General features: G+C 50.8%; 20 protein-coding genes. 8 read left to right on the top strand and 12 right to left on the bottom strand.

Annotation, left to right across the window (positions count from 1 at the left end):
* Window positions 1-15: 15 nt before the first annotated feature.
* The gene (locus ACO0LC_RS18375; RefSeq protein ID WP_423005690.1) at window positions 16-2826 is read right to left on the bottom strand and encodes a TonB-dependent receptor; all 2811 of its coding nucleotides are present in this window, start codon (window positions 2824-2826) and stop codon (window positions 16-18) included.
* A 507-nt stretch (window positions 2827-3333) separates the two neighbouring features.
* Here ACO0LC_RS18375 and ACO0LC_RS18380 point away from each other — a divergent pair.
* Genes ACO0LC_RS18380 through ACO0LC_RS18390 form a run of 3 tightly spaced genes read left to right on the top strand, consistent with a single transcriptional unit; the run spans window position 3334 to window position 7215 of the window.
* Window positions 3334-4386, top strand: a complete 1053-nt coding sequence (locus tag ACO0LC_RS18380; RefSeq protein WP_423005692.1) for a proline racemase family protein — start codon at window positions 3334-3336, stop codon at window positions 4384-4386.
* Window positions 4383-5474 carry a M24 family metallopeptidase gene (locus tag ACO0LC_RS18385; protein WP_423005694.1) on the top strand — a complete coding sequence of 364 codons (1092 nt, stop codon included), beginning with the start codon at window positions 4383-4385 and terminating at the stop codon, window positions 5472-5474. The genes ACO0LC_RS18380 and ACO0LC_RS18385 overlap by 4 nt, the downstream gene beginning before the upstream one ends.
* 13 nt (window positions 5475-5487) lie before the next feature.
* Complete coding sequence (locus ACO0LC_RS18390; RefSeq protein ID WP_423005696.1) at window positions 5488-7215, top strand: MFS transporter; 1728 nt, start codon at window positions 5488-5490, stop codon at window positions 7213-7215.
* Between the two features lie 147 nt (window positions 7216-7362).
* On the opposite strand, the gene ACO0LC_RS18395 is transcribed toward ACO0LC_RS18390, so the two are convergent.
* The 8 genes from ACO0LC_RS18395 to ACO0LC_RS18430 form a co-directional block, all read right to left on the bottom strand.
* Complete coding sequence (locus tag ACO0LC_RS18395; protein ID WP_423005698.1) at window positions 7363-7872, bottom strand: DUF1993 domain-containing protein; 510 nt, start codon at window positions 7870-7872, stop codon at window positions 7363-7365.
* 93 nt (window positions 7873-7965) lie between these two features.
* Window positions 7966-9327, bottom strand: coding sequence for a sensor histidine kinase (locus tag ACO0LC_RS18400; protein ID WP_423005700.1), 1362 nt, complete (start codon window positions 9325-9327; stop codon window positions 7966-7968).
* Entirely contained in the window at window positions 9324-10727 is a 1404-nt protein-coding gene (locus ACO0LC_RS18405; protein WP_423005702.1) for a sigma-54-dependent transcriptional regulator, read from the bottom strand. Before ACO0LC_RS18405 ends, ACO0LC_RS18400 begins: the two co-directional genes overlap by 4 nt.
* A gap of 122 nt (window positions 10728-10849) precedes the next feature.
* Window positions 10850-12052 (bottom strand): ABC transporter permease, encoded by a 1203-nt coding sequence (locus ACO0LC_RS18410; protein WP_423005704.1) that lies wholly within the window; start codon window positions 12050-12052, stop codon window positions 10850-10852.
* Window positions 12052-13287 (bottom strand): ABC transporter permease, encoded by a 1236-nt coding sequence (locus tag ACO0LC_RS18415; protein WP_423005706.1) that lies wholly within the window; start codon window positions 13285-13287, stop codon window positions 12052-12054. The genes ACO0LC_RS18410 and ACO0LC_RS18415 overlap by 1 nt, the downstream gene beginning before the upstream one ends.
* 11 nt (window positions 13288-13298) lie before the next feature.
* Window positions 13299-13961 (bottom strand): ABC transporter ATP-binding protein, encoded by a 663-nt coding sequence (locus ACO0LC_RS18420; protein ID WP_423005708.1) that lies wholly within the window; start codon window positions 13959-13961, stop codon window positions 13299-13301.
* A gap of 31 nt (window positions 13962-13992) precedes the next feature.
* Window positions 13993-15240 carry an efflux RND transporter periplasmic adaptor subunit gene (locus tag ACO0LC_RS18425; protein WP_423005710.1) on the bottom strand — a complete coding sequence of 416 codons (1248 nt, stop codon included), beginning with the start codon at window positions 15238-15240 and terminating at the stop codon, window positions 13993-13995.
* A gap of 296 nt (window positions 15241-15536) precedes the next feature.
* Window positions 15537-16160, bottom strand: a complete 624-nt coding sequence (locus ACO0LC_RS18430) for an OmpW/AlkL family protein (protein ID WP_423005712.1) — start codon at window positions 16158-16160, stop codon at window positions 15537-15539.
* A 260-nt stretch (window positions 16161-16420) separates the two neighbouring features.
* On the opposite strand from ACO0LC_RS18430, the gene ettA reads away from it, so the two are divergent.
* Window positions 16421-18088: an energy-dependent translational throttle protein EttA gene (ettA, locus tag ACO0LC_RS18435; RefSeq protein WP_423005714.1), complete on the top strand. Its 1668-nt coding sequence runs from the start codon at window positions 16421-16423 to the stop codon at window positions 18086-18088.
* Window positions 18089-18409: 321 nt separating this feature from the next.
* On the top strand, window positions 18410-18817 hold the full coding sequence (locus tag ACO0LC_RS18440; RefSeq protein ID WP_423005716.1) for a flagellar basal body-associated FliL family protein: 408 nt from the start codon (window positions 18410-18412) through the stop codon (window positions 18815-18817).
* Between the two features lie 20 nt (window positions 18818-18837).
* Here the strand turns inward: ACO0LC_RS18440 and deoD are convergent, their stop codons facing one another.
* From deoD to deoC, 3 genes are read right to left on the bottom strand one after another with little or no spacing between them, the layout of a single operon-like run.
* Window positions 18838-19545, bottom strand: a complete 708-nt coding sequence (gene deoD, locus ACO0LC_RS18445; protein WP_423005718.1) for a purine-nucleoside phosphorylase — start codon at window positions 19543-19545, stop codon at window positions 18838-18840.
* On the bottom strand, window positions 19542-20897 hold the full coding sequence (locus ACO0LC_RS18450; RefSeq protein ID WP_423005720.1) for a thymidine phosphorylase: 1356 nt from the start codon (window positions 20895-20897) through the stop codon (window positions 19542-19544). The genes deoD and ACO0LC_RS18450 overlap by 4 nt, the downstream gene beginning before the upstream one ends.
* Window position 20898: 1 nt before the next feature.
* Window positions 20899-21684: a deoxyribose-phosphate aldolase gene (gene deoC, locus ACO0LC_RS18455; protein WP_423005722.1), complete on the bottom strand. Its 786-nt coding sequence runs from the start codon at window positions 21682-21684 to the stop codon at window positions 20899-20901.
* Between the two features lie 177 nt (window positions 21685-21861).
* On the opposite strand from deoC, the gene ACO0LC_RS18460 reads away from it, so the two are divergent.
* The 3 genes from ACO0LC_RS18460 to ACO0LC_RS18470 all read left to right on the top strand — a co-directional run bounded on the left by ACO0LC_RS18460 (window position 21862) and on the right by ACO0LC_RS18470 (window position 25554).
* Window positions 21862-22449 (top strand): IMPACT family protein, encoded by a 588-nt coding sequence (locus ACO0LC_RS18460; RefSeq protein ID WP_423005724.1) that lies wholly within the window; start codon window positions 21862-21864, stop codon window positions 22447-22449.
* Window positions 22450-22694: 245 nt separating this feature from the next.
* Complete coding sequence (locus ACO0LC_RS18465) at window positions 22695-24899, top strand: protein kinase domain-containing protein (protein WP_423005726.1); 2205 nt, start codon at window positions 22695-22697, stop codon at window positions 24897-24899.
* Window positions 24900-25098: 199 nt separating this feature from the next.
* The gene (locus ACO0LC_RS18470; protein ID WP_423005728.1) at window positions 25099-25554 is read left to right on the top strand and encodes a hypothetical protein; all 456 of its coding nucleotides are present in this window, start codon (window positions 25099-25101) and stop codon (window positions 25552-25554) included.
* The last annotated feature ends 382 nt before the right edge of the window (window positions 25555-25936 follow it).

Genomic DNA, 25936 nt, shown 5'->3' on the forward strand with positions numbered 1-25936 from the left:
AGGGGGAAGTTGTCATCAAAAACTGTAAGAACCCGTCATATAGAAAGTACGACCCAGAGCGTCGGTATAACGACCATCGTAACCAACCTGATCACCATTGCCCTCTTTCAATGACAAAGGTGGGTTGACGTTAAGCAAATTGCGTACACCTATGGTCAAAGCCAGGTTCTTGCGCAATTGCGCGCGGGTTTGCCAGTCAAATGTGGTGTAGGAAGCGACATCACGTTTGACGGTGACGAAGTCGCCAAAGCTGCCGTTGGCATTCACTTCACGTACCGAAGCGGAAGCATCGTGATAGCCAGAGCGGTAATTCATGGTCAGGGCATGGGTGAAAATATCCGAGGTTTTCAGGCTAGCCACCAGCTTGCTGATGACACGGAAAGCCACGGCATTGTTTTCGTCATAGCGGCCTACACTGTGTACAGTAGGGTTGCCAGGAATGTCGAGGTCGGACATCAGCATATAAGTCCCCGTCCAGTTCAGGCTCAGCTTGCCCAGAGGGGTGGCAGTCTTGTAGCTATGATCCCAGTCTATGCCACGATAATGAGCATTCGCAATATTGTAGTAAGGCAGGGTGCCAACCAGGATATTGCCGCCCTGGCCTGCTTCATAGAAGGTCGAGAACAGCGTGGAATAATTCTCGGGGTGACCAAAAACGATGGCTTCAGGCAGTTGTGCAATCTGGTTGGACATTTTCACGTCCCACAAGTCCAGACCCAGTGACAGACTGGAAGTCGGCTCGAAGCGGAAACCTATGGTCGCTTGCTTGGACTCTTCCGGTTTCAAGCCATTTTCGCCAGTCAGGCGATTACCACCAGTCAGCACATCATACTGCGTCGCCCCCATGCAATTCACAGCGCGTGGATCTGGTGCCTTAACAGGACAAGGATAGGTGCCACCAGTATTGCCACTATGTGTCAGTGGGGATGTGATGTCACTCATGCTGGCCATCTTGAATCCAGTGCCATAAGAACCGCGCAACAAGAGATTGTCAAAGGCACGATAGGCGGCAGACAGCTTATAAGTCAGCTTGTCGGCTTTATTACCCTGGGTCGCAGCAGCGATGGATTTGCCCTGTTCATCAAAATTGGCAGTATTGGTCACGGCACTGTAGTCATCGTAACGCAGGGCCGCAGTCACATCGAATTGCTTGCTGACTGGCAGCAAGAGTTCGGCGAAACTACCCCAGTTCTTGCGGCTGGCGGCGATCGGCAAGTCACCTGGTGAATCACCCAAAGGCGCATCAGTGTAATTGGGTTGCAAGGCATTCGTGCCCATGCCTATCGGTGTCGCCGTATAGTCATAACGCTGTTTGCTGAAATCCACGCCCATGCCGAGTTGTGATTTACCACCACCCAGGGCAAACAATTCGCGTGAGCCACGCAGGCTCAAGACATCCAGCGTGCTCTTGGAACTGGACCAGTTTTCATGCAGGACGGCGGGTGCCAGGATGGCAGCAGAAGAACCGGCAGGTGCAAAAGGATCATATTTGCCACCATCGACTATTCCATAAAATTTGTCCTTGCTCAAAAAACCACCGGCAAAATCACGTATGCGCTTGGAAACAGAATGGGTATAGGACAAGTTGTAGTCAAAACCAAAAGCATTGCCATCGACACCCAGCACCAGATGCTGTGCTTCTGTGGTGTAAGCAGTATTGCGACCGCCAGCGTCAGAAATACGCAGGCGCATTTTGGCGGAATCGAGGTCAGCCGGGTTGACTCCCAATGCAGCCAGATAAGGCGTCACATATTTGGCAAACAAGGGGCTATCCAAACCCAGGTTCAAGGGCTGGGCCGCTGGTGCATAACGACCGGTCTGGGTGAACTTGGAAACCACAGCTTCAGCGGATACCGTGGTATCACTATTGAGCTTGTAATTCAATGAAGAAAACAAACTGTCGCGCTTGGATTCAGGGATCAGTTGTACCGTCGATGCATAATCAAATCGACAGCGGTTTTCTACCTGGAAGGTATTCGGGCCGCAGCTCTTATCCTTCAGATAATTGGGCGAGAACAGGATGGGATCGGCACCATTCTTGAAGTTCAGCTGAGCGATAGCAGGACTGGAATTATCTGACAAGAACCAGGTCGCATAAGTTTTGCCGTTTTCTGAAAACCGTCTGACGCCGGTATCAGCAAATGAACGCTGACTGGCATTGAGCATGCTTTGTTCATCATGACTATAGGACAACAGGATGTTGTAGCCATCTTTATCCATATCGCCAAAGCCTTTGGACAGTCCCAGGCGATAAGACTTGCCACCCGATTGTTGCGGTTGGGTGTAACTGAGATCGACTGCAGCTTCCGTCTGGTTCTTGCGCAAGATAAAGTTGACTACACCGGCTATCGCATCCGAGCCATACAGGGTCGATGCACCATCAGTCAATATCTCTACCCGCTCGACAGCCGACAAAGGGATACTGGCAAGGTTAACCGTACTGCCGGCACCGTAAGAAGCCAGCCTGTGGCCATTTAACAAGACCAGGGTATAGGCAGCACCTATATTATGGATGGAAGCTGTCTGCAAGCCACCGCCGCCGCCATTGATGGTTTGGTTGGCAGTGCTAAAGCCTTGCATGCTGGGCAAAGCGGCGATGAGACTTTCGACATTAGTGGCGCCACTTTTTTCTATATCAGCGCGCGACAGGGTTTGCACTGGCAATGCAGTTTCCTGATTGATGCGCTTGATCGATGAACCCGTCACTTCGACGCGCTGCATGGCAGGGCTGGTATCCTGCGCATGGACGTTGGCAGTGAAGATGCTCAAGCCTAGTCCGCTGGCGAACATCAGTCTCAGCGAATGGGATAATACTTTTTCTTTCATTTTGTCTGCTCCGGATTTGGAAAATATTTTTTGATCTTCTTGTTTGCTGATGTGGGTATTTTCTTGGAGGCTGTTGCGCAATTAAGCTGCCGTGTTTAGTCACACTTATTTAGTCTCAGTCATTGCCAAGCAATAACAGCCCGTTTCGTCTTGCACAATTCATGATTTGAATCGCCTTTATTACAGATGACAAACAGGCTGGATCACAAACTGTCTGCTCTTTTCCCGATGCATTTCTGGCGTTTACCAGGAATGAATAACCCTGCTGTAACACTGCTGAAAATCTGCTATTGCACACACATCACGACTGCATTTTTCATTGAAAACTCCCATGTCGTTTTTTAATATATCATAAATATATTTTAAATATACGTAAACTTTTGCGGAAATTTTGAGCAGATGGAAATAGTTTTTTTCTATGCCAATTTCTTTGCAAGAGTGCAGGCAAAGCGTCAAGACAAGCTTACTCGTGCCCTCTAAGCTGATGCTTTTAGAGCAGGAGGATGCATGCGAAGCGCTACACAGGCCGGGGCTTTTTCCGAATGGCGGCCAGGGCCTGAGGTATTACAAATCAATAGCCTGGATTGCCATACCGGTGGCGAGCCCTTGCGCATCATCACCAAAGGTTTTCCAAACTTGCCGGGAAAACGCATCCTCGACAAGCGCGCCTATTGCCAGGCCAACTACGATCACTTGCGCACCGCCCTGATGTTTGAACCACGTGGCCATGCCGATATGTATGGTTGCCTGATCGTCGCAGCGGAGCGCGAAGACAGTGATTTTGGTGCGCTGTTCTTGCACAACGAAGGCTATAGCACCATGTGTGGCCATGCCATCATCGCCCTCACACGTGTCGCACTGGAAGCTGGCGTGGTGGCCAGTAGCGGGCCCATGACGACTATCAAAATCGATGTCCCTGCAGGGCAAATCACCGCCTATGCCGAAATGGAAAATAACAAGGTCACGCGCACTTATTTTGACAATGTGTCTTCCTTCGTCGCCGCCCTGGATATCAAGGTCGATGTGCCCGGGCTGGGCAAGGTGAATGTCACGCTGGCATATGGCGGCGCCTACTATGCCTATGTTGATGCACCCAGCCTGGGTCTGTCGCTGGCAGCAGACAACCACCGCCAGATCATCGCCATGGGACGCAGCATCAAGGCCGCAGTACAGGCACAGATCGCCATCCAGCATCCCTATGATGCAGAACTGAGCTTTTTGTATGGCTGCATCTTTTCTGCGCCATCACAAACAGCTGGTGTACATAGCCGCAATGTCTGCATCTTTGCCGATGGCGAACTGGACCGCAGCCCGACTGGCAGCGGGGTATCCGGCCAGGCTGCTATTCTGCATGCGCGCGGTCAATTACGACTGGGTGAGAGTATCACCATAGAAAGCATACTCGGCAGCCAGTTCAAGGTGGCGGCCTATCATCCACACAGCTATGGCTATCACAGCGCCATCATCCCGCGTGTGGAAGGCAGCGCCCATGTCACAGGGCGCAGCACTTTCTACCTGGATCAGCAAGACCCCCTGATACAAGGATTCATATTCCGATGACAGCTGAATTCACACTAAGACTGGGCAAGTTGCGTCAACGCCTGCAAGACCAGGAACAACAGGCGCTACTGGTTTTCTCCCTCGATCATCTGCGCTATCTCTGCAATTATTCCGGGGAAGCCGCCTATGGCATAGTCACGCTGGATCAGGTTTTCTTGATCACTGACTATCGTTTTATCGAACAGGCAGAAGCCGAGTGCTTTGAGTGCCAATTGATATGCCGCAACCGCGACCAGCAAAGCCTGGGGCAGGCGATACGGCAAGTCCTGGACACACAGCGCATCAGCAAGCTGCTGTTTGAAGCTGCTCATATCAATCTGCAGATGTGGTCAGGTATAGCGCAGGAATTAAGCGGCATCAGTTGCACCAGTAGTACGGGGTTGGTAGAAGAATTGCGCAAGACCAAGGATGCATGGGAGACCGCGCAAATCCGCCAGGCAGCCGCGATTGCTGACCAGGCCCTGCATGATTGCATGCCCTTGTTATGCCTGGGTGTCAGCGAGCGCGACTTTGCACTGGAGCTTGAATACCGCATGCAGATACTGGGGTCTGATGGCTTGTCCTTCCCCAGCATAGTCGGCTTTGGTGCGCGCTCGGCGCTGCCACATTGCATCCCTTCCAGCAAGACCTTGGCTGCGGGTGATCTCATCGTCATTGATTTTGGGGCGGTCGTACATGGTTATCGCTCGGACATGACGCGCAGTTTCGTCGCAGGTAAAGCCAGCGTGCAACAAAGAAATATCTACCACACCGTGCAACAGGCGCAGCAGGCCGCACTGGCCAGCCTGCATGCCGGGCAGTTGGCCACCATCACCAGTGCCGCAGCCAGCGAGGTGTTGCAAGCATCGGAATTTTCCGCCTATACCAGCACGGGCCTGGGCCATGGGCTAGGCATACAGTTGCATGAGCAGCCATTCATCAGCCCGGTTTGCCAGGATACGCTGCAAGCCAACTACGTCGTCACCATAGAGCCCGGCATTTACATCCCGGGATATGGTGGTGTGCGCATAGAAGATGATGTCCTCATCCAGACAGATGGCTATAGCTTTATCACTCATGCACCCAAGATTTTTGAGCTGGAAATTTAAAGAAATATTCATCATGTCCACTACCCCACTTTCTTCGGGCCGCAGCCCCTTCCATAAAAATTTCTATGTGGCCAATAGCATGGAAATTTTTGAACGCCTGGCCTGGTATGGTTTCTTTACCCTGTCCTCTCTTTACATGACCAGCCCGGTGTCGCAGGGTGGCCTGGGCTTGAATGACCAGGAGCGTGGCTTCTTGCAGGGCATGATCCCCTTCCTGCTGTATCTGTTGCCAGTGATTACCGGTGCACTGGCTGACCGCTATGGTTATCGCCGCATGTTCCTGATTGCCTTTAGCATCATGTGCCCGGCTTACTTCCTGCTGGGCCAGGTGCATGGTTTCTGGAGTTTTTGTGCGGCCTTCCTGGCGGTCGCCATAGGTGCAGCCTGCTTCAAACCCGTGGTAGTCGGCACCATAGGACGCACTACCGACGATAGCAACCGCGGCCTGGGTTTTGGCGTGTTTTATACCATGGTCAATGTCGGTGGCTTCCTGGGGCCACTGGTGGCTGGTTATGTCAGGGCCATCAGCTGGGACATGGTGTTTCTGATGTCCTCGTTGTGGATTTTGCTGAACTTCATACCGGCAATCTTCCTCTACAAGGATGGTGAGCACCACGAAGGCGGTGCCGATCAGCGCAGCTTGCAGCAGGTCTTACTGGAAACCCAGGAAGTGCTGGGCAATGGCAGACTGGCCCTACTGGTCGTACCTGCCATCATCGGTATCATGATCGCGGCCAAAGGCGGCATCAGTTATGCACAATATTTCATCGCAATGGCTGCCTGGCTGGGTATCAATCTGCTGTGGAGTGCCCTCAACAAATCCGGTCACCAGCAGCACTGGTATCAACAAGGCATACGCATAGGCAATGCACAGTTCGTCATTTACCTGCTCATCATGACAGGCTTCTGGACTATCTATAACCAGGTCTTTATCACCATGCCCTTGTATATCCGTGACTTTGTCGATACCACCGACCTGGTCCTGCTGATAGGCAAGCTCAGTCCGGCTGCCCTGAACTTTCTGGCAGCAGTGAATATAGAACAATTGACGAACATCTTGCCCGGCCTGGCCGCCAAACTGGGCCCCTATGCAGATACCCAGTTACTGGAGCAATTGCGGCTGGAACTGGTGAACTACAAAGTCATGCCGCCACTGGAACAATTACAGTCTGGCTTGCAGGCCCTGCATGCAGGCAAGATCAGTGCCGCGCAATTAGCCGTTGACTGGGGCCAGGCCTACCGCCAGGTCAATCCTGAATACATCGTCAACCTGGATTTTGGCGCTGTCGTACTCTTGCAGATCATCATCAGCACTTATGTGCAGCGCTGGAAAGCCTTGCCGGTACTGGTCATGGGCACGCTGGTATTAAGCCTCAGCCTGTGGATGACGGGCCTCTCGCATGCCTTGCTATTTGGTGGCGTCAGCGTTTGCATGGCTGTCTTTGTATTTGCCCTGGGAGAAATGATCGCCTCACCCAAGAGCCAGGAATATGTGGCAGCCATTGCCCCAAAAAGAAAAACCGCCATGTTCATGGGCTATTACTTTGTTTCCATGGCACTAGGTAATTTGTTCGCCGGACTATTGTCGGGATGGTCGTACACCGTACTGGCACGGCAAATGCATCAACCCATGCTGATGTGGAGTTTGTTTGGCGGGATAGGTGTGATTACTTCTGTGGCCTTGCTGGTGTTTAATTTGCGGCTGAAGAAGTCTGTGCAGGGTTTTGCTGTTACTGCTTAAGATTCGTAGGTTGGGCCGGGCGTCGCATGCTACGCTTCATCAGCCCAACACTGGGCCTCAACAAACGTATACGTTATTTAAACGCTGAGTGTTGGGCTGGTAAACCGTAGCCCAACCTACGAGGTGAACTCAATCTACAAGACTAAATCAACGCAAACCCATAAAATCTTTTTTACCAATTTCCACACCGTTATGACGGAACAAGGCGTACGCCGTCGTCACATGGAAAAAGAACTGGGGCAAGCCATAGTTGAGCAAATAAGCCTGACCGGTGAAAGTCTGTTCTTTCGGTGTACCTGGGCGCAAGACGATGTTGCGGGTTTCGCTGCCTTCAAATTTGGATGCATCCAGGGTCGCGATGAAAGCCTTGGTCTTGGCAATGCGTTCTTGCAATTCGGCAAAAGTCTGTTCATTGTCTTCGTATGCTGGTAATTCAACTTGTGCCAGACGGCCGGTTACGCCTTTGGCAAAATCAGCGGCGATCTGTACCTGACGTGTCAGCGCCAGCATGTCAGGAAATAAACGTGCCTGCAAGAAATTTTCCGCCGGAATATTCTTGGCTGTTGCATGCGCTTCAGCTTTTTTCAGGACATCACTGAGGCTATCAAGCATCTGGTTAAACACGGGAACAGAGGCAGCGTACATGGAAATAGACATGGAAATCTCCTAAATAGTTGGCAGAATGCGCCGAATGGAGCTGCATTATAGGACGTATAGAAGATTTGCGTATGAGGCTAGAAGTTTTCTGAATTAGCCATCAATAAGGATATCAAAACTGGTCTCACCCTGCGCATTTGCCATGAGCTTATGGCCATAGCCGTGCCGGTTCAGGACTTCACGCACAAACATCAGGCCTATGCCTTGCCCACCTTTCTTGGTCGTGAAGAAAGGTGTGAACAATTGCCCATGCGGCACCTCTGACAAAAGATTGGCAGAGTCCCTGATAGACAATATGATGGCCCGTTGCGTGTGAATATCCCGCCTGAGTTCGATGCTGACGTACCCAGTCTCTTGCAAGCCAAGTTTGACTGAGGTTTCTACAGCTTCAATCGCATTCTTGACGATATTTAATAAAGCCTGTTCCATCAAATGTCCATCCAGCATTTGCAGTGGTATATCCTCACGGACTTTCCAGTAGAAGCTGATACCAAGCTCATTGCATTGCTGGCGATACAAGTAAATGATGCCGTCCAGCATGGCTGCCAGATCATGTGGTTTCAATTCAGGTTCAGGCATTTTGACGACGCGAGTGAATCGCTCTATGAATTCACCAAGATTGCCATTTCTCTTCCTGACGGCAGTGATGGCAGTGACAAAATCATGACTATCTTCTGCCTGTAATTGCCCGCTGTAAAACAACAGTGATTCGAGCACCGAGCCCGTTGCAGCCACGGTATTATTGACCTCATGCGCGAGTACGCGTATGAGTTTTTCGTAGGTGGCTTTTTCCGAGCTGGCGAGTTCAGCCGTGATCTCATCTATCAATAAAAAATCGCGCTTGAAACCGCGGTCGGTAAATTGATTTCTCTGGCAGCGATAACGCCTGCCTTCTGTATCGCTATATACCGTACTCTCGCCAGGCAACAAATCATGCAAACTGCCCAGCAATTCACGCTTGCCCGCTATTGCATGGTCCTGCAATAATTCAGGCAGGCTGAGCCTGGCAATTTCTGTCACACCCAGCAAGTCTTGGGCACTGGCATTCATCAGGCTGATCTTGCCATCGAAATCAAAGACGATGACTGCCGTTGGTGTTGCCTCCAGCAAGCGGTCGAGAAAACCGCGTTGCTCGCCTAGTTCCAGTCTCTCTTTGTAGAGCGCTTCCAGCATGCGGTTGAACAGGACAACCAGTTCATTTATTTCCTTATTGCTGTCTTGCTTGATGCGGCTGGCATAATTTTCATCTTGCAAAAGATCATGGAATTGCTGGGCAAAGTCCAAAGGTTGCAAGACTTTATTGACCAGATAAATACCCAGAGCCAGGCTGCAAGCCAGACCCAGCTCAAAACCGACAATGAGCAAGGGCTGGCTCAGATAACAACTGAAAGCCAGTACCAGGAAAATCCCATGAATAACAAACAAATAAGCCAGCAAACGTCGCTTCAGGCTCATTGCTGACCTTGCGCATCGACTTCATTGCTGCTGATCTGATGTTTTTCCAGGCGCCTGTACAAGGCAAACCTGCTCAAGCCCAGGGCCTTGGCCACGCGGGTGATATTGCCCTGATGCTGCTCCATGGCTTTTTCTATCATGAGTTTTTCTACCTGGTCCAGCGTCATGCCAGCGATACTCAGGTTCTGGCCTTGTGCTTCTTCATGCTGTTCAGCAAATAAAAAGTCGTTTTGCTCCAGCACCGGTTTATCGACCAGGAGCAAAGTGCGTTCCAGGCATTGTTTGAGCTGGCGTATATTGCCAGGCCAGCTACGACTACTCAGCCAGTGCAAGGCCGACGGTGCCAGGCTGACTGCCTGCATGCCATAACTACTGACCAGGGCCGCCATCAGGCGATTGGCCAATAGAGGGATGTCACTGCGGCGTTCACGCAAGGGGGGCAGGCGTATGGTAATCAGGTTTAAGCGGTAATACAGATCTTCACGAAACTCATTCGTGGCGACCAGTTCAGCCAGTTCACGATTGGTGGCCGAGATAATACGTACATCAGCCTGCTCAGTCTTGCTGGCACCTACCGCCTGATAACTCTGGTTTTGCAATACCCGCAACAGCTTGACTTGGTCATTGCGATTCAATTCGCCTATCTCATCGAGGAATAAACTACCCTGGTTAGCCATGGCGAAATGGCCTTTGCGATCGCTTTTGGCATCCGTGAAAGCACCGCGGACATGACCAAACATTTCGCTTTCAAACAAGCTGGTCGTTACCGCCCCCATATTGACCTTGACGATGGGCTTGCCTGCACGCGGGCTATTGCGGTGTATGGCATCTGCAATCAATTCCTTGCCTGTGCCGCTCTCACCCAGGATAAGGACTGAGGCATTGGTCCTGGCAACCCGCCCTATGGTGGCCAATACCTTCAGCAATTCGGGATGTTCGCCGATGATGTCATTGAAATTGTATTGCTGGTCCAATGCCTGGCGGCTGGCATTGCCAGGCATGGCTCCTTGCGCCACATCCAGGGTAGCGCTGACTAATTCCTGCAACTGGGTATTACTCCAGGGCTTGGTAAAAAAATCTGCCGCCCCCAGTTTAACGCCACGTACGGCCAGGGCGATCGAACCCCAGGCTGTCATCAACAAAACTGGCAAGGCTGGATAAAGACGCTTGATGTCGGCCAGCAGTGTCAGGCCCTCTTCACCTGTGGTTTGCAGAGAAAAATTCATGTCCTGCAAAACCAGGTCTATCTCCTGGCTAGCCAGTATCTGCATGGCTTGCTGCGGCTCATCGCAACTGACGCTGGCATAACCTGATTGTTTCAACAGCAAGGCCAGCGACACCAGCACCGAGCTGTCGTCATCTATGATCAGGATACGTGGGATTGCTAAAGCTTCTGGCATGGCCTTATCTATTGCAGTGAGTGGGAACAGGAATACAGCATTTACACCTGCAGGTGTAAATGCTGTGATTGCCTTGAGGGGCTATCTTAAACGTTTTAGCCTGAATTCAGGGCTAAAATATTTTATTCATAGTGCAATGCTTCAGTAGGGCTCAGGCGACTGGCCCGCCAGGCGGGATAAAGCGCGCAAAGCGTAGAGATAGCATAAATGACAGCCATGGAAATCGCAGTGGCTGTCATGAAGATAGGCCAATTGATGGACTCTCCCAGGACGCCAGTCAAAGGTAGTTGTATCAACAATACCATCCCCACCAGCATGGCGATGGAACTCAGCAATAATTGCTCAGTCACGATTTGCTGGTAGATATGCCCGCTATGCGCACCGATAGCCCGGCGCAAACCAATTTCTGGTATGCGTTGCGTAGTATTTTGCCAAAGTACGCCAAACAAGCCAAAGCCCACCATGATGAGCAGGAAAACCGCCATGACTGCCAGGATCACCAAAGGTATGGTGTCCTCTGTCATCTTGGATTGACGCATATCTGCCAAAGGTGAAATTTTATAACCCCAGTCACTGCGTATGAGTTTCAATTGCTGATGCAGTTTTTCTTCAAAGGCACGCGCTGTACCGGGCTTGACTTTGACCAGTGCAGTTTCCAGGCGTTTCTCTCCGGTAGTCTTGGAATAACGCATGATGGCAAATGTGGTGGGTGCCATGAACTCGCCTTTATTGCGATAATCTTCGAATACACCCGTGACACGGAACAGCTTGATATTTTTCCCGCCAGACTCAGTGTCGGCAATCACTTGTCCTAGCGGGCTCTTGCCGGGAAACATCATCTCTGCCATTTTTTTATTGATAACAACGGCTTTTTCTGCCCTCCCCTCGTCCTCACTGGAAAACCAGCGCCCTTCCAGCAATTTCATTTTTAACAGCCCTGGTGTTTCATCTGCCATTTCTGCCATATGGACGGAATACCTGAAATTACTATCAGGCAGATAAAAATCCGTAGTCCAGGTCGCGTTGCTATAAGGTGAGTGAGTAATAAAACCAACTTGCACTACCTCGGGCATGGCCGCCAGGCTGCGCTGGAAATTTTCAGTTACCCGGGCATCGTTCTTGGTATCAGCTGTACCTGCACCCAGCATGCTGACTGACCAGACATCCTGATAGGCAAAGCCTGTCGGCAAGTGATACAACTGAAAATAGCGCGCGCTCATCAAGGCCAGTCCGAATACCACACAAAATGCCAGCAGAATTTCCAGGCTCAATAATAAATTCTTGAACTTACGCTTCCAGATAGGTTTGAGTATATGGAAAAACATTATGCAGCTCCTTTCAAGGCGAGCACAGGATCAAGCCGTGACATTTTCCATGCCGGAATGACACCAGACAAGATGCCAAATACGATGGCGATGGCAAAACCATAGGCAAACACCATGAAACTCAACTCCACTTTCATATAGGGCACCAGATCAGCATTACTGAGCCAGATCAGGGTCAGTTTGGTGAGTATCAGCCCGACGATGCCACCCAGCAGGCAAAGCAGGATATTTTCCATGACGAATTGCTTGACCAGCTCACGGTTACTTGCACCAAAAGCCTTGCGTACACCAATCTCGGCAGCTCTTTCCATGATGCGCCCGGAGTTCAGGTTGACCAGATTCAAGGCAGGTAATAGCATGAACAGCAGCATGGCGAGCATGATGCCGCCGACAAACATGGGCGCTCCAGAATCGGCCATGTCATCACGATTCAACAAGCCCCTGGCAAAGAAATCCAGTTTGCCATCCGCCCAGATATAGGTATGCTCCCAATGTTTGGGGTCATCGGCATTGATCTGCTTGACCAGTTGCAGTAGCTCATCCTTGATCAAGGGCAGATCTGCAGCACTCTTACCCATTAGAAGGGCATTGAAATTCCCTGCATATTGCTCGCGGTATTCTGAACTTGGAAAAGTAGTGACCGGTACCCACAGGTCAGAATAAGCGTTCAGGTGCAATGCGTCTTCGACGACGCCGATAATTTCAAACTGCTGACCGCCGGTATTGATTTTCTTTCCCACGGCGGCTTCAGTCCCAAACAATTTCTTTGCTGTACTCTCATTTATCACTGCCACAAAACGCCCCTGCTTGACATCGTCTTCGCTCGGCACTCGTCCTGACAAGACCTTGAAGTCCAGTATCTGCCAATACTCGGCATCTGCACGGCGCATCATGATTTCATTGACACTATCTTTTTGATAAACGGAAACAGATTCAGGCCCGGTCACCCCGGCCACCTTTTCCACCGTTTTCATCTTGCGCAAATACTGGTCTATGACTTTATAGCCCAAGGGAGTTCTCATCGTACCGTTCTTGCTGACTTGCATGACGGTATTGATTTGCAAAAAACGCTCGCTCTTACCTTCCACACCCTTGGGATAAAACGCCGTTTGCAAGATAGCCGTCACCACCAGCAATACCACCATGGTCAACACGATGCATAGCAGGTTAATGGCGGTAAACAGTTTGCGCCGCATATACACTTTGCAGGCGATCTGGAAATAATTCTTTAACATGACATTACCCCCTAAGCCACCAGTTGGCCGTCAAATACCCTGACGATACGGCCACCCTGTTTGGCCTGGCGCTCATCATGCGTGACCATGACCACGGTCGTGCCTTCATGGCTGAGTTTGAGCAGGATATCCATGACTTCGGCACCCATCTGGCTATCCAGGTTGCCGGTAGGTTCATCGGCCAGCAAGACACTTGGGCGGCCCACCATGGCGCGGGCGATTGCCACCCTTTGCTGCTGTCCACCGGATAATTGATTGGGATAATGGTCCATGCGCGCAGACAGGCCTACCCTGGCCAGTGCTTCTTCGGCCAGACGGCGGCGCTCTTTGGCGCTGCAAGAGCGATACAGCAAGGGCAGCTCTACATTGTCGATGACGCGCAAGTCATTGATCAGATGAAAGCTTTGAAATATGAAACCAAAGGTACGGTTGCGCAGCTTGGCCAATTCTTTATCACGCCAGACTTTCATCTCGGCCCCATCCACTTCTATCTTGCCCTTGCCTGGTCTGTCCAGCAAACCTATCAAATTCAGCAAGGTACTTTTTCCACAACCACTAGGCCCCATGATAGAGACGAACTCTCCCTTTTTTACATGCAAATTGATATCACGCAAAGCCAGGGTTTCGACTTTATCGGTTTGATAGGTTTTGCTGACATTGTCCAGTTTGATCATCATTGCTCCTGATTAGATTTTTTGTTGAATTTTATTGAGATACCCTGAAACTGCTTAAATGCTTGAGATGGCTGATATCTGAAATCACCAGCCTGTCGCCCGCCTTTACCCCCTGCAATACTTCAACCAGCTTGCTGTCACCCAGGCCTATTTCCACGCTGCGTTTGACTGCCTTGCCACCTTCCAGCACATATACATCCTGCCGGCCCTTGCCACTGATCGCCGGGCCATTTTCGACAACCAGGCTGCGGGCTTTTTGTTCGGTGATGATATTTACATCTACCCTGAGTTTATGTCTGAGCGAGGGATGGTTAGACTGATCCAGTATCACGATGAGTTTCACCGTGCCGTTTTGTATTTCGGGCAAAATAGTTTGCACTTCGCCAGCCATGATTTGCCCGCTGTATTCGACGCGCACTTTTTGTCCTGGGTTGAGGTAACGGGCATAAAAATCGGATACCGTCGCTTCTACCTTGAAATTACTCAATTCTGATACCTTGGCGATCAATTGCCCGGTATTGAGGCTGGCGCCTTCATCAGCCAGCATCCAAGTCAGCAGCCCGTCAAACGGTGCCTTGACCTGGGTTTGCTCCAGCAGCCTTTGCTGTAATTCCATCTGCTTTTGAAATATGGATTTTTGCAAACGTCCGGCCTCGATATTGCTTTGCGTGGTGCGGCGGGTATCTGTCAGAGTCTCTTTATGCTGGCGCAATTGCACCTCGTTACGCTTGACGGCCAATTCAGCCGCCTGCAAATCCACTGCCGAGGTGATGCCTATGGCGCCCAGTTTTTGAAAGCGTGCCAGCTTGACTTTATTGCTTTGTAAATCCAGTTCCAGCAATTCAATTTCACTGGCAATTTTTTTCAGATTGGCGTCCATCTCCATTGCCAGCACCTGGCCCTTGATGTCTTGCTGGGAAATCTGTTCGCGCAAATTATCGATGGCCAGGCGTATGGTGTGGTCATCCAGCACCATCAGCAATTCACCGGTGTGCACTTTTTGCCCTGCCTTGGCAATGACTTTTGTGATGCGCGATTGATTCGGGCTGGATAATTGTTCTTCATGGACGGGGACCACCACACCTGCTGCATTGATGGTGTTGTCTATCGCGCCGACGCGCACTTCCCCCACCCGGATTTCACCCAGGCTGACACCAGGGCTGATGATGCGATTGACAGCCCAGGCTGCACCTGTGAGGGAAATGGCAATAGCAGCAACCATGAGTATGGTCTTGCGCTTGCGCTTTTTTAGTGTGTCCTGGCTAATGACCTGATCCATATCCAAACCCGAGCTGAGTGTATTGCCAGATCAGGTTTGCAAGCACCGTGCCTGCCTTGAAAATAAAATTAAGTCATTTAAAATCAATGACTTAATAATTATTTAAAGAGAAAATGGGACGGCATGTCGTTCGCCAGCGAACGCAGGTGTGCGAATTAGCACGGCGACAAAGGGGAGGGGAAAGTGTCGCCCCAATAAAAAATCCCCTTCCTGAAAGAAAGGGGAAAGCGGAACCTCATTTTATTCTATCGGTGTCTGGTGCCGGTGTGAAAAACAAGGCAACCAGCATCTCTATATCAGAAGCGATAGCCTACACCTACGCCTACCAGCCATGGATCAATCTTGACTGCGCTGACTTTGGTGCCAGCGATAGTGACATCGCTACGGATTTGCACTTTTTTCACATCCAGGTTCAAAGACCAGTTTTTATCAAGCTTGAAATCAACGCCAGCCTGTATTGCCAGACCGAAGCTGTTGTTTTCCAGACCGCCTGCGCCTTTGAGCAGGTTCACATCAGAAATGCGGGTATAGTTAATACCAGCACCGACATAAGGATTGATTTTCGAATCAGGCGCAAAATGGTATTGCGCAGTCAAAGTCGGTGGCAAATGTTTGAACGTGCCAACGATGGCACCATCAAGCATGACATCATGTTTTTGCGGGTAAGTCAAAATCAATTCTGCCGACCAGTTAGGTGTAAAGAAATAGCTAACATCCACTTCAGGAATTTCTTTGCTGGAAACCGTAATACGGTCAGAGGCACCTATGCCAGCTACTGGATCAGACCCATTTGCAGGGGCGATATTGACGACACGGGCACGCACTTGCCAAGGGCTTTGCTCTTGCGCCATGGCTTGCGTTGCAGTAAAGCCGGTAGCGGCAAGAGTCATTGCAGAGAGTATAAAAGCGATCTTTTTCATTTTCATTTCCTTTTTCAACAGTGATGAATAAAGTGTAAATCCACACTGCTAGCAGGGGCTTGAGCTAAATCAACTTTGGTGCAAAGCACAAAAATATGTGTTTTTTGACGATCTGGTTTCCTGTTTACCCATGAATTAAAAGTCCACATACCCTCTGTGCCATGCAGCAAGCCCCACATAAATCTGGCAAAATATTCCGCCGCAGGCTGGCTTGAGGTATCCTTGCAGGCATTCCAATTCCCTATGAAAATTCAAGAAAAATGGCTAATTACGTCTACACCATGAATCGCGTCGGCAAGATCGTCCCGCCCAAGCGCCAAATCCTGAAAGATATTTCCCTGTCCTTCTTCCCTGGCGCCAAGATAGGTGTGCTGGGTCTGAATGGTTCAGGCAAGTCTTCCCTGCTGAAAATCATGGCAGGCATAGATAAAGACATACAGGGCGAGGCCGTGCCCATGCCTAACCTGAACATTGGTTACCTGCCGCAAGAGCCGCAACTCGACCCGGAACAAACCGTGCGCCAGGCAGTTGAATCTGCGCTGGGCGAAGTGTTTGAAGCCAAGGCCAAGCTAGAAGAAGTGTATGCAGCATACGCTGAAGAAAACGCTGACTTTGATGCCCTGGCGAATGAGCAGGCACGTCTGGAAGCGATTATCTCCACATCTTCAGGCGACAATGTAGAACTGCAACTGGAAATGGCTGCCGACGCACTGCGTCTGCCAGCCTGGGATGCCAAGATAGGCGTCTTGTCCGGCGGTGAAAAACGCCGTGTCGCCCTGTGCAAATTGTTGCTGTCCAAGCCAGACATGCTCTTGCTTGATGAACCAACCAACCATCTGGATGCTGAATCTGTCGACTGGCTGGAACAATTCCTGTTGCGCTTCCCTGGCACAGTCGTGGCGATTACCCATGATCGCTACTTCCTCGACAATGCGGCTGAGTGGATTTTGGAATTGGATCGTGGTCATGGCATCCCCTGGAAAGGCAATTACTCTTCCTGGCTGGATCAGAAACAAGCCCGCCTGAAGCAGGAAGAAGCGACCGAATCTGCGCGCCAGAAAGCCCTGCAAAAAGAATTGGAATGGTCACGCCAGAACCCCAAAGCGCGTCAGGCCAAGAGCAAGGCGCGTCTGGCCCGCTTCAATGAAATGAGCGAGCATGAATACCAGAAGCGCAATGAAACCCAGGAAATTTTCATCCCTGTGGCCGAGCGTCTGGGTAATGAAGTCATAGAATTCAAGAACGTCAGCAAAGCCTTTGGTGACCGCCTGCTGATCGACAACCTGAGCTTCAAGATTCCTCCTGGTGCCATCGTCGGCATCATCGGCCCTAACGGTGCCGGTAAATCGACTTTGTTCAAGATGATCAAGGGCCTGGAAACACCTGACAGCGGAGAAGTCGTACTGGGCCAGACTGCCAAGATCTCGCTGGTAGACCAGTCGCGTGAAGACCTGGGCAATACCAAGACCGTGTTTGAAGACGTGGCCAATGGTGCTGACATCCTGACCGTAGGCCGTTTTGAAATGCCTTCGCGTGCCTACCTTGGTCGTTTCAACTTCAAGGGCGGTGACCAGCAAAAGATCGTTGGCAACCTGTCTGGTGGTGAGCGTGGTCGTTTGCATCTGGCCAAGACCCTGCTGCAAGGTGGCAATGTCTTGCTGCTCGATGAACCATCAAATGATCTGGACGTGGAAACCCTGCGTGCGCTGGAAGATGCCTTGCTGGAATTTGCCGGCAGCGTCATGGTCATTTCCCATGACCGCTGGTTCCTGGATCGTATCGCCACCCATATTCTGGCGTTTGAAGGCAATTCACAAGTCAGCTTCTTTGATGGTAATTACCAGGAATATGAAGCCGACAAGAAAAAACGTCTGGGTGAAGAAGGTGCCAAACCTAAACGCATCCGTTACAAACCTTTGAGCGTATAAGTCATAGCGGCTTGATCGCAAGCCCCGGCATACCATTTGCATAAGCCTGTTTGATTTCAAAAGTTTGATTTCACGACAGGCTTATTGCAAAAAACATGGCAAAATCCTGGGTAAATGCTTTTATTTTTTTTAAATTGTTTAACAGTATGTTTTGTTGCAATGCAGTAAGCTGGCGATAAATAGAACAGGGCTTGGACAGATAAGGGCAGGTAGAGTGGCAGCGGCGCTAACACTTTAGTACGGCTACTCAGTGCCAGACAGTTGGAACAGTTTTGTGCCAATCCTGAACTTCTCGGTCACTGATATGCAGGAATAAACCTCATGCTGAAAAAACACTTATTTCCTTTCTTGCTGTGCCTCGTGCTCAGCATGCAGGCTGGTCTTGCCAGCGCCAATTCTGGCGGCAGTGCCAGTGCATCTGGTGGTGCCTCAACGGCCAAGCTGGAGGCATTCACCGTCAACCTGTCCAGCACCGAACGCTACCTGCAACTCAGCATGGCCTTGCAAATCGCCAGTGCAGAGGTCAGTGACAGGATCAAAATGTTCATGCCCAAGGTCAGGCATACCCTGATCTTGCTACTCAGCAGTAAGGATGGTGAACAATTGCAAAGCCTGGAAGGCAAGCATCAGTTGATGGAAGAAATCAAGGATCGCGTCAACAAGACCCTGGAGCTGAAAGAGCACGATGGCGTGACTGATGTCTTCTTTGAAAACTTCGTCATTCAATAAGACTAAATCTGCTGTCTATCCTAAGTACAACAGCTTTCCAGCGCGATTTCCACCATATCGCTAAAGCTGTTTTGCCTTTGTTCTGCCGTCATGCAGGCACCGCTGCGCAAGTGATCTGCCACGGTCAGCAAACCCAGCGCTTGCACACCATGCTCGGCTGCCACTGAATACAAACCTGCCAACTCCATTTCCACCGCCAGTATTTGCATTTTTTCCATGATGTCGAATAGCGGTGGCTGCACGCTGTAAAACAAGTCTGCAGAAAACACATTACCTACCCTGACAGACTTATGCAAGCAATGCGCAGTCTGCACAGCTTTGGCCAGCAAGTCGTAATCAGCAATTGCTGCGAAATCGTGATCCATGAAGCGCATACGGTTGACCTTGCTATCGGTGCTCGCACCCATGGCAATAATGACATCGCCCAATTCCATGTCTGCCCGCAAGGCACCGCAAGAACCCAGCCGGATGAGTTTTTTCACGCCATATTCACGTATCAACTCAGTCGCATAAATGCTGATCGAAGGTATGCCCATGCCGTGTGCAAGTACAGAAATCTTGCAGTCACGATACCAGCCGGTATAGCCCAGCATATTGCGTACCGTGTTCACCAACCGGGCGTCGCTGAGCCAGTGCTCGGCAATCATCTTGGCGCGCAAGGGGTCGCCCGGCATTAAAACGATGTCGGCAAATTCGCCGTCACCGGCATTGAGATGGGGAGTAGTCATACTGTTACTGTCGTCAAGGCTGGTGTAGTCAGGCGCAAGCTGCCACGCATGCTGTGCCTGACCTGTTGTGGTCGTACTGCGGCAGCTTCATCAAAACCGCAGGCATCCAGCAAACGCTGGCTGGCCAGTGCCAGGCTACTGGCATCGGCGGCGTGGATGATGGCCAGTGGAGTAGTGGCATCCATGCGCTGCCCCAGTTCTGCCAATTGACTCAGCCCCGTGCTGGCATCCGGCTTCCCCTGGGCGGTTGTACTTAATTGCAAGGCCAGCAGGCCTATGGCCCGGGTATCCATACTGTTGAGATACTTGCCATCAGGCGCGAAGACAGCTTGTTGCAAGACCGCCTTGGGCAAATAGCTGGCATAGTTATCCAGCAAGTCTGCCGGGCCACCCAATGCCGCGCAAGACCGCTCAAACACTTGTGCCGCCTTGCCACTGTGCAGGGCATCCAGCAAGCGCACCTGGGCTTCCAGTACATTGTCTGCCAGGCCAGCCAGTAACAGCATTTCTGTCCCCAGTGCCAATACGGTCTGATGCAGGCGCTGCGGGCAGGTATCAGTGCGCAGATATGCCAGCGCCTCGCGTATTTCCAGCGCATTGCCGACACTGGGAGCCAGTGGCTGGCTCATGTCAGTGATTAAGGCCGAGCAAGCCATGCCCGCCGCATTGGCCGTAGCGATGATATTTTTTGCCAATGCCTGTGCCTGGCCCAGCGCTGGTGTCTGCGCGCCATTACCGCATTTGATATCCATGACCAGCGCATCCAGCCCGGCGGCAAATTTCTTGGACAATATGGATGCGGTAATCAAAGGCAGGCTATCCACCGTCGCCGTCACATCACGTATCGCATACAGGCGTTTGTCAGCTGGTGCCAGGTCGGCAGTCTGGCCTATGATGGCCATGCCGCACTCCCTGACCACACGGCGAAAGCGCGCCAGATCAGGCCTTGTGCAATAACCAGGTATGGCTTCCAGCTTGTCTTGCGTACCACCCGTATGACCAAGGCCACGCCCGCTGATCATGGGGACGAAGCCGCCGCATGCCACCACCATGGGGGCCAGCACCAGCGACACCAGGTCACCTACACCACCAGTAGAATGTTTGTCCAGCACCGGACCAGGCAAATCCATATCATCCCAGTGCAAGACGCTGCCAGAATCACGCATGGCAAGCGTCAGCACCGCCCCCTCTGCCGCCGTCATACCCTGGAAGCAGGTCGCCATGCAAAACGCCCCCAGTTGTGCGTCTGATATGCTGCCATCCACCATGCCTGTCACCAGCGCCTGTATCTCTGTTTGATCCAAAGTCTCGCCTGCACGCTTCTTTCGTATCAGCTCTTGTACCAGCAACATCTCAATATCCTGATATGGCCTGGGCTACTTGTCCGCTGCGCAGACAAGACTGCAAATTGTTCAATAGGCTGGAAGCGCCAAAGCGAAAATGGGCAGGGCTCACCCAATCGTCGCCCAAGAGTTCATCCGCCAGAGCCAGATAAGCAGCAGCTTCTTCAGCTGTCCTGACCCCGCCTGCAGCCTTGAAGCCGCAATGACCACCGGTTTCCTTAATCACCGCCAGCATGGTCCGGGCTGCTGCCAGTGTTGCATTGACATTCACCTTGCCTGTTGACGTCTTGATAAAGTCCGCTCCTGCCGTGATTGCTATCAGGCTGGCGGCGCGGATTAAGGCATCCGTCTTCAGCTCACCACTTTCTATGATGACCTTCAAGAGCTTGTCGCCGCAAACCGCCTTGCAAGCCCTGACCATCTCTGCCCCGGTGCTGGTGTCACCCGCCATCAATGCGACATAAGGGAAAACCAGGTCAACCTCGTCTGCACCATAGGCAATGGCCGCCCAGGTCTCGGTCACAGCGAGTTCTACATCCGCCTCGCCATAAGGAAAATTAACCACCGTCGCCAGCTTGATGCCTGGCGTGGCAAATTCACGCAGCATCTTTTTTGCATGCGGGATAAAGCGCGGGTAAATACACAGGGCCGCCACCTGCCCCTGCTCACTGCTGGCGGCATTGCACAGGGCCGTGATCTTTTCCCTGGTATCGTCCTCGTTCAGGCTGGTCAGATCCATCAGGCGCAAGGCGCGGCTGGCTGCCTGCTTCAAGGCGGTATCTGTAGTGGAAGACATGTTCTTGCTCCGGTAAAAACAAAGGTCAAAGAAAGGTCAAAGATAAGGCGCTTGTGGATGGCACTGCTTGATGTACATCAGACATCAAGATCATGCTCAGTATCCTGGCGCTACAGATTATGTATACCCAAACCCAATTAGCCGCCAAAATAGCGGCTTTCCCCCAACCAGCACCCCATGTACCAGCTCGCCGCCCCCGCTTTTGCCGAAATAGAAATCAAGAAAAGCCGTTTCCTGGGCCAGCTCTATCCGCTCAACAGCCGCGCAGAAGCACGCCAGCAACTGGCACAGATACGTGCGCAACACCCGGATGCCGTGCATGTCTGCTGGGCGCTGGTCTGCACTGGCGATTCTGGTCTCGATGACGATGGTGAGCCATCAGGCACGGCTGCCAAACCCATGTACAACGTGCTGGTGCATAAAGATGTCACCAATGTGCTGGCCGTAGTCGTGCGCTACTGGGGTGGCACCAAACTGGGTGCAGGCGGCCTGACCCGCGCCTATGGCCAGGCCATCTCCGACGCCTTCAAGCTCGCCGAACTGACAGAAGTTGAATATATGGTTGAATGGGACATCGTCTGCGCCTATGCCGACGAATCCCATGTGCGCCGCCTGGGCGACAAGTTCGCCGCCAGTGTCACCGAACTGGCCTATACCGAATCCACCACCATCAGCATCAGCCTCAAGCAAAAACTCGCCGCCAGCTTTGAAGCAGAATTGGTTGAAATGCTCAAAGGGCAAGTCAGCATCATCAAGCCTGACTAAAACCACTCAAGCTCCCGCTCCCAAGCTCAATTTGAGCACATAGACTTTTTACATGTAAATTACTGTCAATTAACATGTCATTTACATATAAAATAGGTCTACTTGTCACTCTGAGTACACAGTTTTGTAATAAAGTTCGCAGTATTATTGCCGTTACATTTACTTACGAATAGCAATTATCTCGCGTGGATAGATAGCTGCACTTGTAAATTCGGCATCAAAAATAATAACCATGCAAGAAACAAATGCAAAATACCAATCTGGCTAGTAGCAGCATTACTGATTTGAATGAAGAAAGCGTCAGCCTCAGACATTACGAATTCAAAAAACGTCTGGGTGAAGGTGGCTTTGGGCAAGTCCATGAAGCCTGGGACAGCAAACTCTGCCGCCCTGTCGCCATCAAACAGCTCAAAGCCATAGAAGGTACAGGAGGCCCAGCCCAGACCAGCAATCTACTCAAGGAAGCCCGCCTGGCAGCCTCACTCAAGCACCCCGCCTTCGTCAAGATTTTTGCCATTGAAGATGAGGACAATAGTCAGTCCATCGTCATGGAACTGGTGCCCGGCCTGACCCTGAAGCAATTGCTGCAGCAACACCCGCAACAACCGCTGCCAGAACAGCAAGCCATCAACATCATCAGCCAGGTCGCCGAAGCCATGCAAGAGGCCCACGCCAGCGGCCTCATCCATGGCGACCTGAAACCGTCGAACCTGATGGTGGAACCTGACGGCAGAGTCCGCATACTCGACTTTGGCCTCGCATCAAAAACCGATGCACAAGCCACCACGTCCATGAGCCAGCTGGACCCCCAAGGCACGATAGCCTACATGGCACCAGAACGCATGATGGGCAAGCCGGCCAACGCCCAAAGCGACATCTACGCCCTCGGCGTCATCCTCTACGAAACCCTGAGCGGCCAGCGCCCCTTCGCCAACGCCAGCGGCCTGGCCCTGGCCGCCGCCCTCATGCAATCGAATTCCGATACCTGGGAATTCCCGCCAGGATGCAAGCCCGAATTGATCAAGCTGGCGCTGGCGATGACGGCGCGGCAGACTGAGAAACGTTTGAGCAGTATGCAGCAAGTGCATGAACAATTGCGTGGGTTGGTGAGTGTGCCGGTGCTGGTGGCAGCAGGTGGTGCTGGGAATGTAAGCAGCGTTTCAGGCAAAGGATGGAAGGCACTGAGTTCGCCGAAACGCTTTGCTATCGTCAGCGTCATCATCGTAGCGATTGGATATGGGGCTTGGCAGGCTGTACCTTATCTTGAAATTGACAAGATGTCCTTGAAGCCTTATTCCGAATCATTGACCATGAAGCAAGGCCTGGAGGCGTTAAAACAATTTGACCGTCCTGGCAAACTCGATGACGCTACAAAAAATTTCGAATTAGTCTTAAAGCATGATCCTAAAAATGCTGCCGCTGTTGCAGGGCTTTCGCTTGTTTATAGCTTTCGATTTAGCACTGATGGGCAGGACGATATTTGGCTACAAAAAGCCGATGCTAGCGCGCAACAGGCTGTCAAAATGAACGGGCAGTTGGCACTAAGCTTTGTTGCAAATGCAGCCGCTTTGGATCGAAAAGGGAATAGTGAACAAGCACTCAAAGATCATGAACGTGCACTTTTGTTAGATCCTGAAAATTACTTTGCTTGGCATGGAAAAGCTACAGTACTTCGAAAACTACGGAGATTCGATGAGGCAATTAAGTTTTCAGAGCTTGGCATTCATAAATTTCCACATAGTTCCGTGTTTGCTAGTGAATTAGGCACGACAAAGTATCTAAAAGGTGATTACGAAGGTGCAGAAAAAGCGTTCAGGCTCGGGATAAAAATGGAACCTGACGCTGTCCTTCCATACGCAAATTTGAATGCTGCATTAGTTCGGTTGAATAGAAGCGATGAAGCTCTATCAGTCCTTCAGCAAGGCCTGCAAATCAGACCAAGTGCAGCGTTATACACAAACCTAGGGCAATCTTTATTTGTGCGCGGGGACTATCTGGCTGCAGTAGATGCTTTCCAGTTAGCAGTTTCAAATGACAAAGGAAATCCAAATAACTACTTTGGGTGGGCGAATTTAGCAGATACTTTATTGTGGCTACCAAGTCGAAAAAATGAAGCTCTGGCGGCTTATATGAAAGCAATCCAGCTATTACAACCGCGACTGCAAAGATCCCCAAATGACATTACGCTAGTATCTCGTATGGGGCTCTACTTAGCACGAGTTGGCGATAAAGAGAAGTCTGCCGACTTGGTCAAAAAATCTCTGATCTTGGAACCAAAAAGTGCAGACGTACACTTTCGTGCAGGACTGGCATATGAATTGCTAGGTGATAGAGCGCTTGCATTGAATGCCATACACAAAGCATTGGAACTTGGTTATCCCGTCAAGTTGATTGAATCAGAACCAGATTTACTCGAATTGAGACGAGATGCCCGATACCCGCAAAAATAGTAATTAACAATGGACGTTGAATTGCTATATGTTTGTATTTGCGAGAGCGGGAAAGCATGCTGTTTTTTTATATTGATCTTGAAATATCTATTTCATGGCATGGAGCTTAGCAAAGCAAGTGTCAATCAAGCAGTAAAAATGAACATTTTTTTGTTCACTATGCAAATCAAAGACGTACTTTACACACAAGGAGTAAGAATTGGCTGCCTACAATTTTCAACTTAATTACAACGCGCATAAGCAATGTGTTGGTCAGTATATAACCCCCTTACCACCAGTCGCTGATAACGGATGTGCCATTTTTGTCGCTGGTGACACAATTACCTATTCCTATGTTTTTGTTGAGCATGGTTACCCGCAACCACCAAGTACAACGCCGATTTCAAACAGCATGGTTAACGCCTATCCATTGATCGAAAATGGAATCATTGATGACCCGTTCGTAAACGGTGTTCCTATTCCCAATAATGGATACCAGGTCGCATTGAATAGCACGTCTAACCCTGGTTTTACCGTAACAATAAGTAGTAACTACAGCGCTGGTGATCCTAGCCATAGATTTACTTTTGTAGGATCATTCACTGCTGTCGTATACGGTAAGCCAATGTCTTTCACTTGGGATCCTGAAAGTGATGTTGGATCTGGCAACGGCTAAAAACACTCATCATTCACGAAGTATTACAGTCAAATAACATTGCAACACTTCATTAAGTGCGTTTAACTACAGTGCAAGCCTAGGTATCGCCAGACGTTGGTTTCCAGTGTCTGGCGAATATCTTCCAAAAACAACTGTCCGGCGCAGTGTGACTTATTGTGGTTATCCAACAGTTTTCACATCGACGAGAGCGATATATTATGTCTGACTTGACTCCGCGTACATATCAGTCATTGTTTTCCATGGTGCACAAAACTGAGGTATCCTGACTTTTTCGGACATTCCTGTTTGTTAAAATAAACGATCAGGAGAAATAATGAAACAGAAAAAAAGATATACCCCGGAATTGCGGGAAGAAGCGGTGAAACTTGTATTGGCGCAA

The organism is Undibacterium sp. JH2W, from assembly GCF_049340425.1.
Lineage (GTDB): Bacteria > Pseudomonadota > Gammaproteobacteria > Burkholderiales > Burkholderiaceae_D > Undibacterium.

Excerpts from the sequence above, each read along its gene's own strand:
- ACO0LC_RS18375 (WP_423005690.1), bottom strand. The coding sequence starts at position 2,826 with ATGAAAGAAAAAGTATTATCCCATTCGCTGAGACTGATGTTCGCCAGC.
- ACO0LC_RS18380 (WP_423005692.1), top strand. The coding sequence starts at position 3,334 with ATGCGAAGCGCTACACAGGCCGGGGCTTTTTCCGAATGGCGGCCAGGG.
- ACO0LC_RS18385 (WP_423005694.1), top strand. The coding sequence starts at position 4,383 with ATGACAGCTGAATTCACACTAAGACTGGGCAAGTTGCGTCAACGCCTG.
- ACO0LC_RS18390 (WP_423005696.1), top strand. The coding sequence starts at position 5,488 with ATGTCCACTACCCCACTTTCTTCGGGCCGCAGCCCCTTCCATAAAAAT.
- ACO0LC_RS18395 (WP_423005698.1), bottom strand. The coding sequence starts at position 7,872 with ATGTCTATTTCCATGTACGCTGCCTCTGTTCCCGTGTTTAACCAGATG.
- ACO0LC_RS18400 (WP_423005700.1), bottom strand. The coding sequence starts at position 9,327 with ATGAGCCTGAAGCGACGTTTGCTGGCTTATTTGTTTGTTATTCATGGG.
- ACO0LC_RS18405 (WP_423005702.1), bottom strand. The coding sequence starts at position 10,727 with ATGCCAGAAGCTTTAGCAATCCCACGTATCCTGATCATAGATGACGAC.
- ACO0LC_RS18410 (WP_423005704.1), bottom strand. The coding sequence starts at position 12,052 with ATGTTTTTCCATATACTCAAACCTATCTGGAAGCGTAAGTTCAAGAAT.
- ACO0LC_RS18415 (WP_423005706.1), bottom strand. The coding sequence starts at position 13,287 with ATGTTAAAGAATTATTTCCAGATCGCCTGCAAAGTGTATATGCGGCGC.
- ACO0LC_RS18420 (WP_423005708.1), bottom strand. The coding sequence starts at position 13,961 with ATGATCAAACTGGACAATGTCAGCAAAACCTATCAAACCGATAAAGTC.
- ACO0LC_RS18425 (WP_423005710.1), bottom strand. The coding sequence starts at position 15,240 with ATGGATCAGGTCATTAGCCAGGACACACTAAAAAAGCGCAAGCGCAAG.
- ACO0LC_RS18430 (WP_423005712.1), bottom strand. The coding sequence starts at position 16,160 with ATGAAAAAGATCGCTTTTATACTCTCTGCAATGACTCTTGCCGCTACC.
- ettA (WP_423005714.1), top strand. The coding sequence starts at position 16,421 with ATGGCTAATTACGTCTACACCATGAATCGCGTCGGCAAGATCGTCCCG.
- ACO0LC_RS18440 (WP_423005716.1), top strand. The coding sequence starts at position 18,410 with ATGCTGAAAAAACACTTATTTCCTTTCTTGCTGTGCCTCGTGCTCAGC.
- deoD (WP_423005718.1), bottom strand. The coding sequence starts at position 19,545 with ATGACTACTCCCCATCTCAATGCCGGTGACGGCGAATTTGCCGACATC.
- ACO0LC_RS18450 (WP_423005720.1), bottom strand. The coding sequence starts at position 20,897 with ATGTTGCTGGTACAAGAGCTGATACGAAAGAAGCGTGCAGGCGAGACT.
- deoC (WP_423005722.1), bottom strand. The coding sequence starts at position 21,684 with ATGTCTTCCACTACAGATACCGCCTTGAAGCAGGCAGCCAGCCGCGCC.
- ACO0LC_RS18460 (WP_423005724.1), top strand. The coding sequence starts at position 21,862 with ATGTACCAGCTCGCCGCCCCCGCTTTTGCCGAAATAGAAATCAAGAAA.
- ACO0LC_RS18465 (WP_423005726.1), top strand. The coding sequence starts at position 22,695 with ATGCAAAATACCAATCTGGCTAGTAGCAGCATTACTGATTTGAATGAA.